This is a genomic window from Streptomyces albiaxialis, assembly GCF_039530985.1.
GTDB lineage: Bacteria > Actinomycetota > Actinomycetes > Streptomycetales > Streptomycetaceae > Streptomyces > Streptomyces albiaxialis.
In genome coordinates this window covers 872,333-887,207 of record NZ_BAAAPE010000001.1, presented here as the reverse complement: position 1 = coordinate 887,207, position 14,875 = coordinate 872,333, and the positions used below count along the sequence as shown (strand labels likewise).

15 protein-coding genes are annotated in these 14,875 nt (G+C 73.1%); 4 read left to right on the top strand and 11 right to left on the bottom strand.

Annotated features, from left to right (window positions below):
* Positions 1–35: 35 nt before the first annotated feature.
* Positions 36–767, bottom strand: coding sequence for a TetR/AcrR family transcriptional regulator (locus tag ABD343_RS03855; protein WP_344523919.1), 732 nt, complete (start codon positions 765–767; stop codon positions 36–38).
* Positions 768–886: 119 nt separating this feature from the next.
* Here ABD343_RS03855 and ABD343_RS03850 point away from each other — a divergent pair, with 119 nt between their 5' ends.
* Both ABD343_RS03850 and ABD343_RS03845 read left to right on the top strand, forming a co-directional pair.
* Complete coding sequence (locus ABD343_RS03850) at positions 887–1,945, top strand: aldo/keto reductase (protein ID WP_344523917.1); 1,059 nt, start codon at positions 887–889, stop codon at positions 1,943–1,945.
* A gap of 181 nt (positions 1,946–2,126) precedes the next feature.
* Positions 2,127–3,647, top strand: a complete 1,521-nt coding sequence (locus tag ABD343_RS03845) for a choice-of-anchor A family protein (RefSeq protein WP_344523915.1) — start codon at positions 2,127–2,129, stop codon at positions 3,645–3,647.
* 243 nt (positions 3,648–3,890) lie between these two features.
* Here ABD343_RS03845 and ABD343_RS03840 read toward each other — a convergent pair whose 3' ends face one another.
* The 4 genes from ABD343_RS03840 to ABD343_RS03825 form a co-directional block, all read right to left on the bottom strand.
* Positions 3,891–4,499 carry an NAD(P)H-dependent oxidoreductase gene (locus tag ABD343_RS03840; protein ID WP_344523913.1) on the bottom strand — a complete coding sequence of 203 codons (609 nt, stop codon included), beginning with the start codon at positions 4,497–4,499 and terminating at the stop codon, positions 3,891–3,893.
* Positions 4,496–5,404, bottom strand: coding sequence for a phosphatidylinositol-specific phospholipase C (locus ABD343_RS03835; RefSeq protein WP_344523911.1), 909 nt, complete (start codon positions 5,402–5,404; stop codon positions 4,496–4,498). Before ABD343_RS03835 ends, ABD343_RS03840 begins: the two co-directional genes overlap by 4 nt.
* Before the next feature lie 513 nt (positions 5,405–5,917).
* Entirely contained in the window at positions 5,918–6,583 is a 666-nt protein-coding gene (locus ABD343_RS03830; protein WP_344523909.1) for a response regulator, read from the bottom strand.
* 4 nt (positions 6,584–6,587) lie between these two features.
* Entirely contained in the window at positions 6,588–7,934 is a 1,347-nt protein-coding gene (locus tag ABD343_RS03825) for a histidine kinase (RefSeq protein ID WP_344523907.1), read from the bottom strand.
* Positions 7,935–8,261: 327 nt separating this feature from the next.
* On the opposite strand from ABD343_RS03825, the gene ABD343_RS03820 reads away from it, so the two are divergent.
* A complete protein-coding gene (locus ABD343_RS03820) occupies positions 8,262–8,456 on the top strand; it encodes a hypothetical protein (RefSeq protein WP_344523905.1) in 195 nt (64 codons plus the stop codon).
* On the opposite strand, the gene ABD343_RS03815 is transcribed toward ABD343_RS03820, so the two are convergent.
* Together ABD343_RS03815 and ABD343_RS03810 are read right to left on the bottom strand one after the other, a co-directional pair.
* Positions 8,444–9,304, bottom strand: a complete 861-nt coding sequence (locus ABD343_RS03815; RefSeq protein WP_425578099.1) for a Rossmann-fold NAD(P)-binding domain-containing protein — start codon at positions 9,302–9,304, stop codon at positions 8,444–8,446. The genes ABD343_RS03820 and ABD343_RS03815 overlap by 13 nt on opposite strands.
* A 137-nt stretch (positions 9,305–9,441) precedes the next feature.
* On the bottom strand, positions 9,442–9,990 hold the full coding sequence (locus tag ABD343_RS03810) for a YceI family protein (protein WP_344523902.1): 549 nt from the start codon (positions 9,988–9,990) through the stop codon (positions 9,442–9,444).
* Between the two features lie 179 nt (positions 9,991–10,169).
* On the opposite strand from ABD343_RS03810, the gene ABD343_RS03805 reads away from it, so the two are divergent.
* Positions 10,170–10,646 (top strand): MarR family winged helix-turn-helix transcriptional regulator, encoded by a 477-nt coding sequence (locus ABD343_RS03805; RefSeq protein ID WP_344523900.1) that lies wholly within the window; start codon positions 10,170–10,172, stop codon positions 10,644–10,646.
* A 12-nt stretch (positions 10,647–10,658) separates the two neighbouring features.
* On the opposite strand, the gene ABD343_RS03800 is transcribed toward ABD343_RS03805, so the two are convergent.
* From ABD343_RS03800 to ABD343_RS03785, 4 genes are all read right to left on the bottom strand, one after another.
* Complete coding sequence (locus ABD343_RS03800) at positions 10,659–11,417, bottom strand: (2Fe-2S)-binding protein (protein ID WP_344523898.1); 759 nt, start codon at positions 11,415–11,417, stop codon at positions 10,659–10,661.
* A gap of 83 nt (positions 11,418–11,500) precedes the next feature.
* On the bottom strand, positions 11,501–13,051 hold the full coding sequence (locus tag ABD343_RS03795) for an L-lactate permease (RefSeq protein ID WP_344523896.1): 1,551 nt from the start codon (positions 13,049–13,051) through the stop codon (positions 11,501–11,503).
* A 104-nt stretch (positions 13,052–13,155) separates the two neighbouring features.
* Positions 13,156–14,010 carry an AraC family transcriptional regulator gene (locus tag ABD343_RS03790; protein ID WP_344523894.1) on the bottom strand — a complete coding sequence of 285 codons (855 nt, stop codon included), beginning with the start codon at positions 14,008–14,010 and terminating at the stop codon, positions 13,156–13,158.
* Between the two features lie 16 nt (positions 14,011–14,026).
* On the bottom strand, positions 14,027–14,821 hold the full coding sequence (locus ABD343_RS03785; RefSeq protein ID WP_344523892.1) for a TetR/AcrR family transcriptional regulator: 795 nt from the start codon (positions 14,819–14,821) through the stop codon (positions 14,027–14,029).
* Between the last annotated feature and the right edge of the window lie 54 nt (positions 14,822–14,875).

Genomic DNA, 14,875 nt, shown 5'->3' with positions numbered 1-14,875 from the left:
CCCGAAGGGTAATGCCCCGAAGGTGAACGGCCGCCTCACTCCCCTTCGTTCGGCTGTTCGCCGCCGATCCGGTATGCGCCGGTCCGGTACGCGCCCACGCGGGCCGCCTCGTACGCCGCCTCCGCGGCGCGTTCCGCGCACGTCTCGTCCAGCGGGCCGCCGCTCGCCAGCAGGCGGTAGTAGAGGGGGGCCGAGACCGCGCGGACGACCTCGTGCGGGTCCGTGCCCTCCGGGACCTCGCCGCGCGCGACGCCCTGGCGTACGCAGGGCACCCACTCCTCGACGCGCGCCGCGTAGAAGCGGCGCAGCGCCTCCGCCGTCCGCTCGTCGCAGGTCGCGGCCGCGATCAGGGCCTTGAAGAGGGGCCCCTGGCGCGGGTCGGTGAGGGTCCGGCGCACGAGCGCCGCGTTCGCCTTGAGGTCGCCGAGGAGTGTGCCGGTGTCGGTGCGGGGCAGCGAGGACTCGGCCATCTCCGAGAGGAGGTCGGCGAGCAGCCCGTTCACCGTGCCCCAGCGGCGGTAGACGGTCGTCTTGCCCACGTCGGCGCGGCGCGCGACGTCCGCGAGGTCGAGGTGCGCGAAGCCGCACTCGGCGAGCGCGTCGCCCGCCGCGCGCAGCACGGCCTCCCGGACCCGCGCCGTCCGCCCGCCGGGCCGCACGGTCCCGGGGCCGGTTCCGGTCCAGGAACCGGAACCGGTTCCTGGATCAGGGCCGGACCCGGTGGGGCCCGGTGGTGCGGTCTCGTTGGCCTCCGGCTCACGCGCCATAACGGTTCTCCAGTTCCATTAACGCCTCGTCCCTGCTACGGTACTGCTCAGCTTAACGGGAAAGTAGTCCCGTTAAGCCGTCAGGCCCTCCCCGTCCCTCCCCAAGGAGTGAACCGATCATGGAATACCGGCAGTTGGGCGCCTCCGGCCTCAAGGTCCCCGCTCTCAGCCTCGGCACCGGCACCTTCGGCGGGCGCGGCCCGCTCTTCGGGGCGTGGGGCGACACCGACGCCCGCGAGGCCCGCCGCCTGGTGGACATCGCGCTGGACGCGGGCATCACGATGTTCGACAGCGCCGACGTGTACTCGGACGGCGCCTCCGAGGAGGTGCTCGGCCAGGCGATCAAGGGCCGCAGGGACCAGGTGATCCTCTCCACCAAGGCCGGTCTCCCGATGGGCGAGGGCCCCGGCGACTGGGGCGCCTCCCGGTCCCGGCTGATCAAGGCCACGGACGACGCGCTGCGCCGCCTCGGCACCGACCACCTCGACCTCTTCCAGCTCCACGCCTACGACGCCTCGACCCCCGTCGAGGAGGTGCTCGGCACCCTCGACCAGCTCGTGCGCGCGGGCAAGATCCGCTACACCGGCGTCTCCAACTACTCCGGCTGGCAGCTCATGAAGTCCCTGGCCGCCGCCGACCGGCACGGCCACCCCCGCCACGTGGCCCACCAGGTCTACTACTCGCTCGTCGGCCGCGACTACGAGTACGAGCTGATGCCCCTCGGCCTCGACCAGGGCGTCGGCGCCGTCGTCTGGAGCCCGCTCGGCTGGGGCCGGCTCACCGGGAAGATCCGGCGGGGAGAGCCCCTCCCCGCCGGGAGCCGCCTCCACGACACCGCCTCGTTCGGGCCGCCCGTCGAGGACGAGGTGCTCTTCCGCGTCGTCGACGTGCTCGACGCGCTCGCGGAGGAGACGGACAGGACCGTCCCGCAGATCGCCCTCAACTGGCTGCTCCGGCGCCCCACCGTCTCCTCCGTCATCGTCGGCGCCCGCAACGAGGAGCAGCTCCGGCAGAACATCGGCGCCGTCGGCTGGTCCCTCACCCCCGAGCAGACCGCCCGCCTCGACGCCGCGAGCGCCCGGCACGCGCCGTACCCGTACTTCCCGTACCAGCGCCAGGAGGGCTTCGCCCGGCTGAACCCGGCGCCGGTGGACCTGACGCCGCCCGCCGCGGCGTAGGCGGTGGGCGCGAGCCGTCCGGACGCGACCGGAGGTGGGCCCGATGGGGTGATCATCGTCCCGGTGACCGCCCCGCGGCGGTGTCGCTGGCCGGGCCGTCGGCCGAGCGGCGCGATCCTCCTTCGCAGGGCCACACGCCCTTCGCAGGGCCACACGCCCCTGCCGTCACAGGAGGAACACGATGACGCTGTCAACCTGGCTCTCGGCCGTCCGCGGACGCCGCCGGACGCCCCGGCCCGTACGCACCGGGCTCGCGGGGCTCGCCGTTCTCGCGCTGGGCGGCCTCGGGGCCCTTGCCCCGGCCGTCCCGGCCGCCGCCGACACGCTCCCCGGCGGGCTCGGCCCGTGCGCGGGGCCCGACTGCCCGGACCCGTTCCCGCCGGTCAACAACGGGCCCGTCGCCGGGCACGACAGCAACCTCAGCGTCTTCGTCGGCGGCGACTTCCTCGTCCGCGAGGGCGCGGCGGAGACGGAGGGCCGCGTCGTCACCCTCGGCAGGTTCGACATGAACAGGACGCGCGGCGGAGCCGTCTACAACATCGGCGAGGCCGGCGTCGGCTCCCGCGTCCCGCCGCCCGACGGCTCGGACTGGCTCACCACCGGCGGCGACGTCTCCATCGCCGACGGCCAGCGGCTCCTCGCCGAGAAGGGCGTCGTCCGGCACGCGGGGGACGCCACCGGCACGGTCCTCGCCCGGCGCACCGTCAAGGACCCGGGCGCGGTCGCCCCGTACGCCGGTCTGCGCGACCAGCTCACGGACGCCAGCAACTGCTACGCGTACGGCGACAACGGCTCCGGCCGCCCCGCCACCGGCACGGCCGTCAACACCGGCGGCTCCACCGTCTTCACCGGCGACGGCACCTCCGACCTCCAGGTCTTCAACGTCGACTTCGACATGGTGGCGCCGGGCGGCGGACAGCAGGGGCTGGAGTTCGCGGGCATTCCCTCCGGAGCCACGGTCCTGGTCAACGTCATCGGCGGGCCCCGCACCATCAACACCTACAGCGGCGGCGTCGCCGACACCGATCCCTTCAACCAGCTCCGCGAACGGCTGCTGTGGAACTTCCCGGACGCCGACCAGGTCACCCTGGCGGGCACGGGCCAGTTCCAGGGCAGCGTCCTGGTCGGCAACCAGTCCAGCACCACCACGCTGAGCCTGCCGGGCCAGAACGGCCGCCTCTACACCGCCGGTTCGCTCACCCACACCTCCAGCGCCACCGGGGGCGGCGGCCAGGAGATCCACAACTACCCGTTCGACGGCGACCTGCCGACCTGCCACAGCGATCCGCAGCCGCCGAAGACCAAGGGCTCGCTCACGGTGATGAAGAAGGACGCCTCCACCGGCAAGCCGCTCCGGGGCGCCGTCTTCGAGGCCTGGCGCGAGACCAACGGCCGCCCGGGCCTCCAGACCTCCGGCGGCGACCCCGACACCCGCGTCGGCCCCGGCTGCGCCACGGACGTCCGCGGCCGGTGCACGTTCGAGGAACTGCCGCCGGACTCGTACTACCTGCGCGAGACGGCCGTCCCCGACGGCTACGACATGCCGTCCCGTACGGTCACGGGCCCGTACCGCATCACCGCCGACAACGCGGCCCAGGGCATCACCGTCGCCCTGGAGAACGACCGCGAGAAGGGCGGCAAGGGCGGCAAGGGCGGCAAGGGCGGTAAGAGCGGTAAAGGGGGCGGCAAGAACGGTAAGTAGCGGCACCTGACAGCACCCGGCCCGTACGGGGCGCGGCCCTCTCCGGAGGACCGCGCCCCGTATCGCGTGCGCTAGAGGGCCGTGTCGAACGCGGCGACGACGATGCACTCGATCTCCGGCGTCGAGGGCGGGCGACGGCCCGCACAGCGAACATGAGTCCGCATATGCCGATTCGACGACCACTTCCCTCATTCCCGGACACCAGGGGACACCGGGCTTCGGGCTTCGGGCTCCGGCCCCGGACTACGACACCAGCTCCGCCGCCTGTTCGCGGGCCTGGGTGAGCCACGTCGCGCGCTGTTCGGGTGTCGCGTCGCTCACCGTACGGAAGACGGTGCGGCGGACGTGGGTGACGCCGGTGTAGGGGAGGACGCAGGCGGCCCAGATGTGCTGGAGCGGGTCGCCGAACTCCTCGCGTTCGCGGGCCTCCGGGGTGTCGGAGGTGTTGAGGACGAGGGCGCGGCCCGCCTTGAGGAGGCCGACGGGCTCGCCGTCGGCGGTGCCGAGCTTGTAGGCGACGCCGGGGACGAGGACGCGCTGGGTCCAGCCGGTGAGCAGCGCGGGCGGCATGCCCCACCAGTTGGGGTGGACGAACACCAGGCCGTCCAGCGTGGGCAGTTCGGCGCGGTGCGCGGCGACCTGGGGGTCGGGGGAGGCGGCCGCGTCCGACGCCGCGTCGACGGTCTCCGTCTCGTCTGCGCGCAGGACGGGGTCGAAGCCCTCGGCGTGCAGATCGTGCGCCCGCACTTCGTGTCCCCGCGCCCCCAACTCGTCGGCGACGGCCTCGAACAGGGCGTGGTTGAAGCTTCCGGGGCGGGGGTGGGCGAGGTAGAGGCCGATACGCATGGTCATTCAGCTCCCGGGTTGTGCTTGAGGACGGAGGCGATCAGACCCGGCTCGGACTGCGGGAAGTCCATGGGAACGATGCCGAGCCCGGTCCTCCCCGCCATCTCGGGCCCGTCGAGGAAGGCGCGGACCTGGGGGTTGAGCCGGTCGGCGTTCCACTTGGGCGGGAGCCCGGCCGCCGTGCTGACGAAGTTCACATAGAACGGTCCGGGGCTGTCCGCCGCCTCGCGGAACTGGTCCTCGATCTTCGGGTACTTCGCGAAGGGCTCCGCCTGGTAGTCGTCCTGCACGTCGAACACCGCGGGGTCGGCCCAGCGCACGCCCGGCAGCCCGCCGTTGTCCGCGAGCAGCACGACCTTGCCGCGCGCCTCCCCGAGCGCCGGGAGCGTGCCGCCGAGGTGGAAGAGGGAACGCCAGCCCTTCTGGTCCAGGTAGATGTCGAAGATGCGGCGGAACTCGGCGTCGCTCTCCTCCGAGTACTCCTGCTTGACGCGCATCAGCACGGTCTCGCCGGGGTGCGCCGCGAGGAAGTCGCGGCAGGCGATGAGCACGTCGCCGAACATCAGGTGCTGGAAGAACGCCGCGTGGTGGATGGCGAACACCCCGTCGATCGCCCGGCACCGCACGTCCAGGAAGCGCACCCCGGCCGCGAGTTGGTCCGCTATCAACGTGTCCTGGCACTCGACCCAGGGTCCGCCGAACCGCGCGCCCGCGTCGTGCGTACCCGGAATGGACAGCGTGCGCAGCGGCGTCGCCGCGTCCAGCCCGGCCATCCAGTCCTGCGGCCCGGCGGCCGCTCTCCCGGGAGCCTTGGCGGGGGCCGCGGCGAGTCCCGTCCCCGCCCCCGCGTACGCCAGCAGACCCGTCGCCGGAAGGACCGCCGCTCCTCTCAGAAAGCCGCGCCTGTCCATGCCGTAACCCCCATCTCCAGAACCCCAATTCGCGCACACGGCGCATGGTCAGCACGGCCCTCGGCCGTACCGGAACATCATCGGCCAGCGCACGGCCGCGCCACCAGACCGGAGAGGCACGCCGTAGCCCCCCCACCCCCCGGGCGAGGTTCGGCGAGCACCACCCCGCGCCCGGCACCCAGGCCCCTCGTGGGCGGCTGCCGATCTTCATAGCGTTCCTGCCGACGGATCAAGAGACAGTACGACTACGGGAGCGGTCTGGACATGGACGGGCGACGGGGACAGAGACGGGGACAACGGCCGGGACAGCGACGGGGACAGCGACGGCGGCGTGCGGCGCTCGCCGGGGGCGCGGCGCTTGGCACGACGGCGGTACTGGCGGCACTGGCCGTACCGGCCCAGGCGGACCGCGGCTCCGGCGCGGGCGCGGGCTCCGGCGCGGGCGGGAGCGGGGGCGGGGGCGGGGGCGACTGACGCGGCCACCCCGCCCCTCGGTCCCTCGGCTCCCGGTCCCTAGCGCTCGCTCGCGTCGTGCGCCAGGAGCGCGAGCTGGATGCGGTTGTCCAGCCCGAGCTTGGCGAGGGCGCTGGAGAGGTGGGCCTTGACCGTCCCCGGCGAGAGATGGAGGCGCTCGGCGATCTCGCTGTTGGACAGGCCCTCCGCTACGGTGCCGGCGATCTCCCGCTCGCGCCCGGAGAGTTGGGCGAGCTGCGCCCGGGCCTCCTCGGCCCGGGTACCGGAACCCCCTGCCGCGTAGTCGATCAGGGTGCGGGCCACGGACGGGGAGAGCGCGGGTCTCCCCTTCGCGGCGCTGCGCACCGCCTCGACGATCTCCTCCGGCTCGGTGTGCTTGAGCAGATAGCCCGCGGCCCCGGCGCGCATCGCCTCCAACACGGTGGTGTCCTTGTCGAAGGTGGTCAGCACGATCACCTGCGGGGCAGGCGCCGACTGGTCGGCGGCACGCGCCTGGGCCAGGGCCCGTGTCGCGGCGATCCCGTCGAGCACCGGCATCCGGATGTCCATCAGCACGACGTCCGGCGTCAGCTCGCGCACGGCCTCCGCCACGCTCGCGCCGTCCTCGACCTCGCCGACGACCCCGATGCCGTCGGCGCCCCGCAGCATCAACTTCAGCCCGGCGCGGACCAACGGATCGTCATCGGCCAGCAGTACGCGAATCATGGCTTCACCTCGCGGGCCACGGTAGCCGTGCCCGGAGGGTGAACACGCCGTCCGCCCCGTCGTGCTCCAGGACTCCGCCCTCCAGCTCCACTCGCTCGCTCAGTCCGGTCAGCCCCGCGCCCGCGCCCGGGATGCCGGGGGCCGGGATGCCCGGGGCCGACGAGCCTCCCGGCGAGCCCGGCGAGCCCGACGGCAGTGGATTGCTGATCTCCACCGTCAGCTCCCCGCCGGGGCCGCCGCCCAGCCGGACCGTGACCTTGGCTCCGGGCGCGTGCTTGCGCGCGTTCGTCAGTCCTTCCTGCACCGCTCGGTAGACCGTCCGCTGCTGCTGGGGGCGGGGCGGCAGCTCGCCGGCTCTCAGCTCCTCGTCGCGGAACTCGACCGGCTGTCCCGCCGCCCGGGCCTCCTCGACCAGGTGCCGGATGTCCTCCAGTCGCGGCTGCGGCGCCGCGGTGCCCTCTGTCCCGTCCGTCTGTGTGCCGCCGTCTCCTTCCTCGCCGCCCTCGGTGCGGAGTATGTGCAGGACCTCGCGGAGCTCCTCCAGCGCCTGATGCGCGTTTCCCCTGATCACCTGGGCGCTCGCGGAGACCTCGGCGTCGCTGAGGGCCGGCGCCGTCCCCGCGTCCGCCTGCTTGCTGCGGTACGCCAGGGCGCCCGCGTGGACCGAGAGCAGGGATATCCGATGGGCCAGCACGTCGTGCATCTCGCGGGCTATCGCGCGCCGCTCGGCCCTGCGGGCGTCCCGCAGACGACGGGCATGGTCCGCGCGCTCCCTGTCCGCCTCCTCCCGCAGCTTCAGCACCAGCAGCCGCCGGGCCCGCAGGGCGCTGCCCCAGGCGAAGAACAGCAGGTAATACGCGACGGTGAACGCTATGGTCAGCCCGACGTCGCCGCGCGGGACGGAGACGATCAGCAGATTCGGGACCGAGGACGCCAGATAGAGGCCGAGGACGGGGATCGAGCGGTCCCACGGGACCCGTATCGCCAGGTTGGCGATGATGGCCATGCCCGCTCCGAAGGCGCTGGTGGACATCGAGATCGCCGGAAGCGCGATCAGCGTGACGGCGAGGGGGAAGCGCCGCCTCCACCACAGCGCGAGGCACGCGATCGCGCCCAGCAAGGGGTCCAGCTCCTGGAGCCACGGCGGCACGCCCCTGGTGCTCTGGCCGGTGCCGAGCATGACCAGGCCCACCATCACCGCGCCGATGAAGAGCAGCCCGTCCACCACTCCGTCCCGGAACGTCCGCCGCACTTTCCGGCCGCTCACCCCCGCCCCCACGCTCGCCGCCGCCAGCTCGCCCGGCAGCAGCGACCGCGGTGCGAAGCCCGTGACACCACTCCCGTCGATCATTCTTCGAGCGTACGAGGGCCTTCCGGTCCGCCGCCTCTGCCGACTGGCCAGAACTCCCGGCCACCCGGCCAACGATGACCGCGCGCGACGTCCCACTCGGGCCCACACCGGCCCCCCCACCCGGCCCGGCCCGCCCTCGGCCTGCCTCGTCCCGCCGCACCCCAGCCCACCCCACCCCACCCCACCCCACGGCCCACCCCGTCCCGGAGCAGCGGGCTCTCCACGGGATTTGAGACTTCTCCGAGCAACCACCGAGCAATCCCGGAGAAATTCCGTTCCTCGCTCCGGAAAAGTCTCTAAAGGAACTTCAATGAAAGAATTGAAGCCATGAAGTTCTCACTCGAAGTCGACATGGACGACGCGCTGTCCGAGGGAGACGCCGCTCGTGAGCTGGGCCGGATCCTCCGGTACTGGGGCGGCAACCTCCACCACTACGAGCTGAAGCCGGGCGACGGCTCGGTCATCTACGACTCGGCCTACCGCGAGGTCGGCCGCTGGGCCATAGAGGCTCAGCCCTCCTGATCCGACCAGACACCGGTGGCCGCCGCCTCGCGCGCGTAGTCCGCGAAATCGCGCGGCTCGCGCCCGAGGGCCTCGCGCACGCCGGGCACGAGGTGGGCGTTCCGCCCGTCCAGCACGCTCTCGAACAGCTCGGCGAACTCGCCCGGCAGGCCCTGCTGTTCGAGGGCCGCGCGGTACTCCTCCTTGGAGACCGGCACGTAACGGATCCCGCGGCCCGTCGCCCTGCTGAGCTCTTCGGCCACCTGGCCGAAGCCGAGCAGGCGCGGGCCGGACAGCTCGTACGTCCTGCCCGCGTGCGCGGGGTCGGTGAGCGCCGCGACGGCGACGTCGGCGAGGTCGTCGAGATCGACGAAGGCCTCGACCGCGTCGGCGGTCGGCAGCACTATCTCACCCGCGCGTACGGGCTCCAGGAAGAAGTCCTCGCTGAAGTTCTGGGCGAAGAAGCTGGAGCGCAGGACCGTCCAGTCGGCGCCGGATTCCTTCAGCGCGTTCTCGCTGACGACCGCGCCCTCCTCGCCCCGCCCCGAGAGCAGCACCAGGCGGTCGGCGCCCCGCGAGACCGCGAGCTTCGCGAACGCGCCGATCTGCTCGGCGGCGCCCGGGAAGGAGAGGTCCGGGTAGTACGTGACGTAGACGGCGCCCACGCCGTCGAGTGCCGCGCCCCAGGTGTCCGGGTCCTCCCAGACGAAGGGGGGCGTACCGGTGCGCGAGCCGATGCGCACCGGCACTCCGCGCGCGGCCAGCCGCTCGGCGACCCGGCGCCCGGACTTGCCGGTGCCGCCGATGACCAGCGTCTTCCGTACGTCTGCGGTGCCGTGCGGGGCGTTCTGCTTCATGTTCTGCGTCATGTCGTCTGTCATGCGGATCAGTCAACTCGTCCGCGTACGGGCCCGACATGACGCCGACGCTCAACCGGATGTGCGAGCGTCTCAGACCGGCCGTCTCAGACCGGCCGTCTCGGACCGGCCGTCTCAGACCGGCGGTCTCAGACCTGGTTCGCCTCGACGTCCAGCGTGATCTTGATGGTGTCGCCGACGACGGCGCTCGCCGGACCGGCCGTGACGCCGAAGTCGGAACGGCTGATCTCCGTGCTCGCGGAGAGGCCGAGGGCGGGCTTGCCCTCCATGCCCTGCCCGAAGCCGTTCAGCTCCAGGTCGAGGGTGACGGGGCGGGTGACGCCGCGCAGCGTCAGCTCGCCGTCGACCTGGAACCCGGCGCTGCCGTTCGCCCGCAGGCCGGTCGAGCGGAAGGTCATCTCGGGGGCCTCCTCGACGTTCAGGAAGTCCGCCGTCCGTACGTGCTCGTCCCGCTGCTCGTTCCCGGTGGACACCGAGGCGGTGCGGATGGTCGCGGTGACGGTGGAGTCCAGCGGGTCCTCGGCGGTGACGATCTGACCCTCGAACTCGTCGAACCGGCCGCGGACCTTGGCGATGCCCAGGTGCTTCACGGAGAAGGCGACCTCGGAGTGGATCGGGTCGATGGCCCAGGTGCCGGTCGTGTAGCCGGGGATGGACGCTGCTGTGGGAGTGGACATATCGGTGGCTCCTAGAGCTGCTCGACGGGGTGTCCGGTGCCCGGGGCGGTGTGCCCCGTGCCCGATATTGCCCGACCGGACGGGGGACCGGACCGGGTCAGGCGGCGCTCATTTAGCTGAGCTTTCAACAACCATAACGCGATGATGTTGAATCCTCAACCATTGTGTACTCTGGAGCCATGGAAAACCCCGCTGAGACCCGCTGGCTCACCCCCCGTGAGCAGCAGATCTGGCGTTCGTACATGGCGGCGAGCCTTGCGCTCCAGGCGCGTATCGACCGTCAGCTCAAGGCCGAGTCGGGCATGCCCGTGGCGTACTACGAGATCCTCGTGATGCTCTCCGAGAGCCCCGGCCGCTCCCTCCGCATGACCCGCCTCGCCGAACTGTGCAACTCCTCGCGCAGCCGTCTGTCCCACGCCGTCGCGGCCCTGGAGAAGCTCGGCTACGTGTCGCGCTGCGGCATCGCGGGCGGCGACCGCCGCGCCGCCGTCGCGCAGCTCACCGACGCCGGGTACGACGCGCTCGTACGGGCCGCGCCCGGGCACGTCAACGAGGTCCGCGAATGCCTCTTCGACGCCCTCTCGCCCGAGCAGCTCGACGCCCTCCACGACATAAGCGAGACGCTCCGGACCGCGCTCGACCAGCAACGCCGCTGAGCCCTGGTCCTCCTACGTGCGCAGCGCGCAGTCGCCGCACTTGGCGCCGCCGGGCGGCACCCGGTAGTAGAGGCAGCAGCTCCGGCGGAGGTAGCCGCCGGGGGTGAATTCGCCGCTGTCCCGCAGCGGTTCGAGGGCGTGCACGGCGCGTACGAGCGTGGCCGTACGCTCCCGGCGCGGGGAGGTGTGCACCGCGCCGGCGAGGGCGGACGCCGCGTTGCCCCACAGCAGCGGCTCGGCGATCTTCACGGTCGCCGTGAAGGCCCCGGCCAGAGGCCGCAGCAGCGCGTCGACCACCGTGTCGTGAAGCGCCGCGACGGGCCCGGCGGGACCGCTTCCCCGTACGTACGGCAAGGGCTCCGGGAGCCACAGGGAGATGCCGTCCTCCTCCGCGTACCGCCAGCGCAGCTCCGCGAGATCGGGCACGACGCGCTGCGGCCCCGTGGCCGTCGCGAGCACCGGCGTCCACAGCCGGGCGGCGAGTGCCTGGAAGAGGATCGAGGCGGCGACGCGCGGCTCGTCGGTGCGGAGCTTCGCGGCGTACGAGCGGATCACGGGCCGCAGCACGTCGGGTCCGGAGCGCGCGAGCGGTCGCCAGCCCGGGGACGAGACGGGCGCCCCCTCACGCCCGACCCGCCCGACGCTCAGCGCGAAGAACGGACCGTGCCGGGCCGCCTCTCGCAGGGCCGCGCCGACGTCCTCGTTCCCCGCCCCGTCCCTCGCCCCGCCCGTCGCACCGTTCCGGGCCTCGTCGTCTCGCACATCAGGCATCGTCCCGCATCGTCCTCCGGGCCGGTCGCCGCACATACGCGCCAGGCACCGGGTCAGACCGCGTCAGGCGACGTCAGGCGACGTCAGCCCCCGTGGAGCAGGACCAGGAACGCCGCGGTCGCGGCGAGGACGGCGTACACCCCGACGGCCACGCCGAGGCCGAAACGCAGCAGGGTGTGCTCCGCCACGTCCGCATCCGGGCCCGCAGACCGGCGCGAGGGAAGGCTGTCGCCCGCGACGGCGAGGATCAGCATGATCATTGGCAGCGAGGTGAAGACGGCGTGGCCCGAGGCGCTGTTCTGGAGGGCGGCGAACCAGGTGTCGAGCCCGGCGCCGTCCGGCGCGAGGCGCTGCTGGAGCGGCATCATCAGCGCGTTGCCACCGACGTTCGAACCGGTGAGGAAGCCGCTGAGCATGCCGAGCGCGGGTGCGGCCACGGCCGTGACCAGCGGCGGGGCCCCGGCGACCGCCGCGCCCAGCTCGCCGATCATGCCGCTGTCCGCCATCAGCCGGCCGAGCACGACGAACCCCGTCAGCGCGAGCAACGGCCGTCCCACGCGCCCGAACGCGGCACGCACGTCCCCACCGCGCAGGCGCCCCCTGTCCAGCACCAGCGCGGCGGCCAGCAGCGGCAGACCCGGCGAGGAGAGCAGCGCGAAGCCCGCGCCGCCCGCGTGCAGTTCCAGCGGGGGCACTCCGGCCGCCGTCGCCGCGCGGGCGAGGGCGATGCCGCCCAGCACCAGCCCGTACGCGGAGAGGACGACGCGCGGCGGAACGAGCCGTCCGCCTCCGCGCCCATCTCCGTGCCCGGCACCGTGCCCGCCTCCGCGCCCGGCGCGGTCCCGGCGCCGTACGGCGCACAGCGTCAGCCCGAGCGCCGTGGTGCACAACCCGGCCAGTACGCCCGCGGGCTGGACCGCGCCCGCGAGGTTGAGGGCGAGCAGGCCGAGGGAGAGCGTGCCGCCCGCGCCCGCCGCCACGAGGGCGGCGAGGAAGCGGCGCCGGGGCCGGGCCAGCAGCGCCGCCCATACGGTCATCAGCGGAAAGACGAGGGCGCTCGTCACGGCGGTCGCGGTGCCCAGCTCCGCCGTACCGGTCCCGGTGAGCGCGGCGCCGATCACGGTCGCGAGACCGAGAGTGCCCCACGGCATGACGTTCATGCCGAGCATGGCCTGCCGCAGCGCGGTCGCGGGCGGCGCCAACGCGAGCAGCACCGGCACGGTGACCAGCAGCGACACCCCGAACCCGGTCAACGCCTCGACCGTCGGCGCGATCCCGGCGACCACCAGGGCGATCTTCGCGGGCCCCGGCAACGGCAGTTCGCGCACCCATTCCCGTAGCGCGCCGTGGACGCCGCGCCGGGTGAGCACCTGGCTGAGATGGACGCCGGGCAGCATCACCGCGGCGGCGTTGAGGACGAGCAGCCCGGCGCCTCCCGCCCCGTCTGCGGCGCCGTCCGGAAGCGCGAACTCCGGCAGCCACCAGATCAACAGTGCCGCGAGCGCGACACCGGCCCCGGCAGCCCAGTACGCGGGCCGCCGCAGCCCCGCGATCACTCCCAGCACCATCACGAGCGGAGACACCGCCCAGGCCCACACCACCGAAACCGCCGCCTTCCGTTCGCCGTCCGCCATCGCCGTCCGCCCTGTGCACGGGCACGAAACGGGCACGGCACGGGCAGGCACAGACTCGCCGTACGCGCGGCGGCCGGTCTTGAACGAAAGTCGGACGGGAGGACTCAGCGCGGGAGCGCGGGGCGTGCGCCCGGCGCGGCCATGGCACCCGGCGTGACCCCGAAGTACCGCTTGCACACCCGGGTCAGATGCGCCTGGTCCGCGAACCCGGTGACGGCGGCCACGTCTACGGGACGCCGCCCGGCGAGCAGCAGCCGCCGGGCGCGGTTGGCGCGCAGCCGCAACAGATAGGCGTGCGGCGGCAGTCCGTACGCCTGCCGGAACGCGGCGATGAGCGACGCCCGCGGCAGCCCCGAGGCGGCGCTCAGCTCCGCCACCGTGACGGGCTCGGTCCACCGGTCGTGCAGCACCTGCCGCGCGCGGTCGAGCGCGCGCGGCGTACGGTCGCCCACCGCGCGCCCCGCAACGGGCCGGCGGACGCGGCCCGTACGCGCGTGCCGTCGCAGCACGGCGCCCAGACCGTCGAGCAGCAGGGACTCGGCGGTGAGGGGATCACCGGCGCGTTCCTGCTCGCGGTGCACGCGCCGGAGCCGTTCGAACAGCCCGGAGTCCCGTACGGCCGTGTCCGGGAACCAGACGCTCCCGGCCCCCAGATGCGCGCGGGCCAGCTCTTCGACCATGCCGGTGTCGAAGTAGAACATCCGGTACCGCCAGCCCGACTCCTCCGCGGCGAACCCGGTGTGCACCTGCCCGGGGTTGAGCACGACCAGCTCCCCGGCGGGGACGACGACCGTCCCTCCGGCCATGTGCAGCCCCTCCGCGCCCTGTTCGATGACACCGACGGAGAGCTGTTCATGGCTGTGCCGGTCGAACGCGAACCGTTCGAAGCGGGCGGCCAGCAGCTCCACCCGCGCGTTCCCCGCCGCGGTCCACAGCCGCGCGTGCTCCCCTACGGTCATACGGCGTCCCCCACGGTCATACGGCGTCCACGGGAGGAGTGTCCGTACGGGGAGTGGCCGTGCGGGGGATCCGGCGGTGGATGTCGGCGAGCATGTTCCGCATCGACAGGCGGAAGATCTCGGGCTGGTGGCCGCCGAGGAACGATCCGTGGCCGAACACCTCCAGCACGACGAGACCGTGCATATGGCCCCAGGCGCTCAGGAGGAGCGTGATCGCGGCGGGCGGCATGCTCCCCATCCCGGCCGACGGCAGCCCGCCCAGGTGGGCCCGCAGCCCGGGGGAGAGCGCGTGGACGTCGGCGGCCTCCAACTGCTCCGCCGTGAACCCGCCGAACGTCTCCTGCTCGAATATCGCGCTGATCCGCCGCATCGCGTGCGTGGTCGGGCCCTCGACCGGTGCCTCGTAATGCCGCAGCGGGGCGCCGAAGATGAGCTGGAAGCGCTCGGGATTGTCGATGGCCCACTGCCGGTACCCCTCGGCCGCGATCACCAGCCGGGGCACTTCGCCCTCACCGTCTCCCTCCCCCTCCCCCTCCGGCAAGGAGTCGACGGCCGCCTGTGTGGCGTCGGCCAGGTCGTCGTACGCCTGCGCGATGAGCGCCGTGACGAGCGCGTCCCGGTTCGGGAAGTAGTGGTACAGCGCCTGCACGGTCATGCCGAGGCTCCGGGCGACGGCCCGCAGGGACAGCGCGTGCGGCCCGTGCTCGGTGACATGGCGCTCGGCGGCCTCCAGGATCTCCTGCGTGGCGACGGCCCGACGCCGCTGACGCAGGGAGAGCGAGGCGGTGGTCGTGTGCTCGGCTGCGGACATGGTCCGACCGTACGACGGAAGAATCCCGCTGGACACAGCCGGTTTGAAATCTGT

Excerpts from the sequence above, each read along its gene's own strand:
- ABD343_RS03785 (WP_344523892.1), bottom strand. The coding sequence starts at position 14,821 with ATGTCCGCAGCCGAGCACACGACCACCGCCTCGCTCTCCCTGCGTCAG.
- ABD343_RS03805 (WP_344523900.1), top strand. The coding sequence starts at position 10,170 with ATGGAAAACCCCGCTGAGACCCGCTGGCTCACCCCCCGTGAGCAGCAG.
- ABD343_RS03830 (WP_344523909.1), bottom strand. The coding sequence starts at position 6,583 with ATGATTCGCGTACTGCTGGCCGATGACGATCCGTTGGTCCGCGCCGGG.
- ABD343_RS03815 (WP_425578099.1), bottom strand. The coding sequence starts at position 9,304 with ATGACGCAGAACATGAAGCAGAACGCCCCGCACGGCACCGCAGACGTA.
- ABD343_RS03845 (WP_344523915.1), top strand. The coding sequence starts at position 2,127 with ATGACGCTGTCAACCTGGCTCTCGGCCGTCCGCGGACGCCGCCGGACG.
- ABD343_RS03790 (WP_344523894.1), bottom strand. The coding sequence starts at position 14,010 with ATGACCGTAGGGGAGCACGCGCGGCTGTGGACCGCGGCGGGGAACGCG.
- ABD343_RS03795 (WP_344523896.1), bottom strand. The coding sequence starts at position 13,051 with ATGGCGGACGGCGAACGGAAGGCGGCGGTTTCGGTGGTGTGGGCCTGG.
- ABD343_RS03825 (WP_344523907.1), bottom strand. The coding sequence starts at position 7,934 with ATGATCGACGGGAGTGGTGTCACGGGCTTCGCACCGCGGTCGCTGCTG.
- ABD343_RS03840 (WP_344523913.1), bottom strand. The coding sequence starts at position 4,499 with ATGACCATGCGTATCGGCCTCTACCTCGCCCACCCCCGCCCCGGAAGC.
- ABD343_RS03835 (WP_344523911.1), bottom strand. The coding sequence starts at position 5,404 with ATGGACAGGCGCGGCTTTCTGAGAGGAGCGGCGGTCCTTCCGGCGACG.
- ABD343_RS03850 (WP_344523917.1), top strand. The coding sequence starts at position 887 with ATGGAATACCGGCAGTTGGGCGCCTCCGGCCTCAAGGTCCCCGCTCTC.
- ABD343_RS03820 (WP_344523905.1), top strand. The coding sequence starts at position 8,262 with ATGAAGTTCTCACTCGAAGTCGACATGGACGACGCGCTGTCCGAGGGA.
- ABD343_RS03855 (WP_344523919.1), bottom strand. The coding sequence starts at position 767 with ATGGCGCGTGAGCCGGAGGCCAACGAGACCGCACCACCGGGCCCCACC.
- ABD343_RS03800 (WP_344523898.1), bottom strand. The coding sequence starts at position 11,417 with ATGCCTGATGTGCGAGACGACGAGGCCCGGAACGGTGCGACGGGCGGG.
- ABD343_RS03810 (WP_344523902.1), bottom strand. The coding sequence starts at position 9,990 with ATGTCCACTCCCACAGCAGCGTCCATCCCCGGCTACACGACCGGCACC.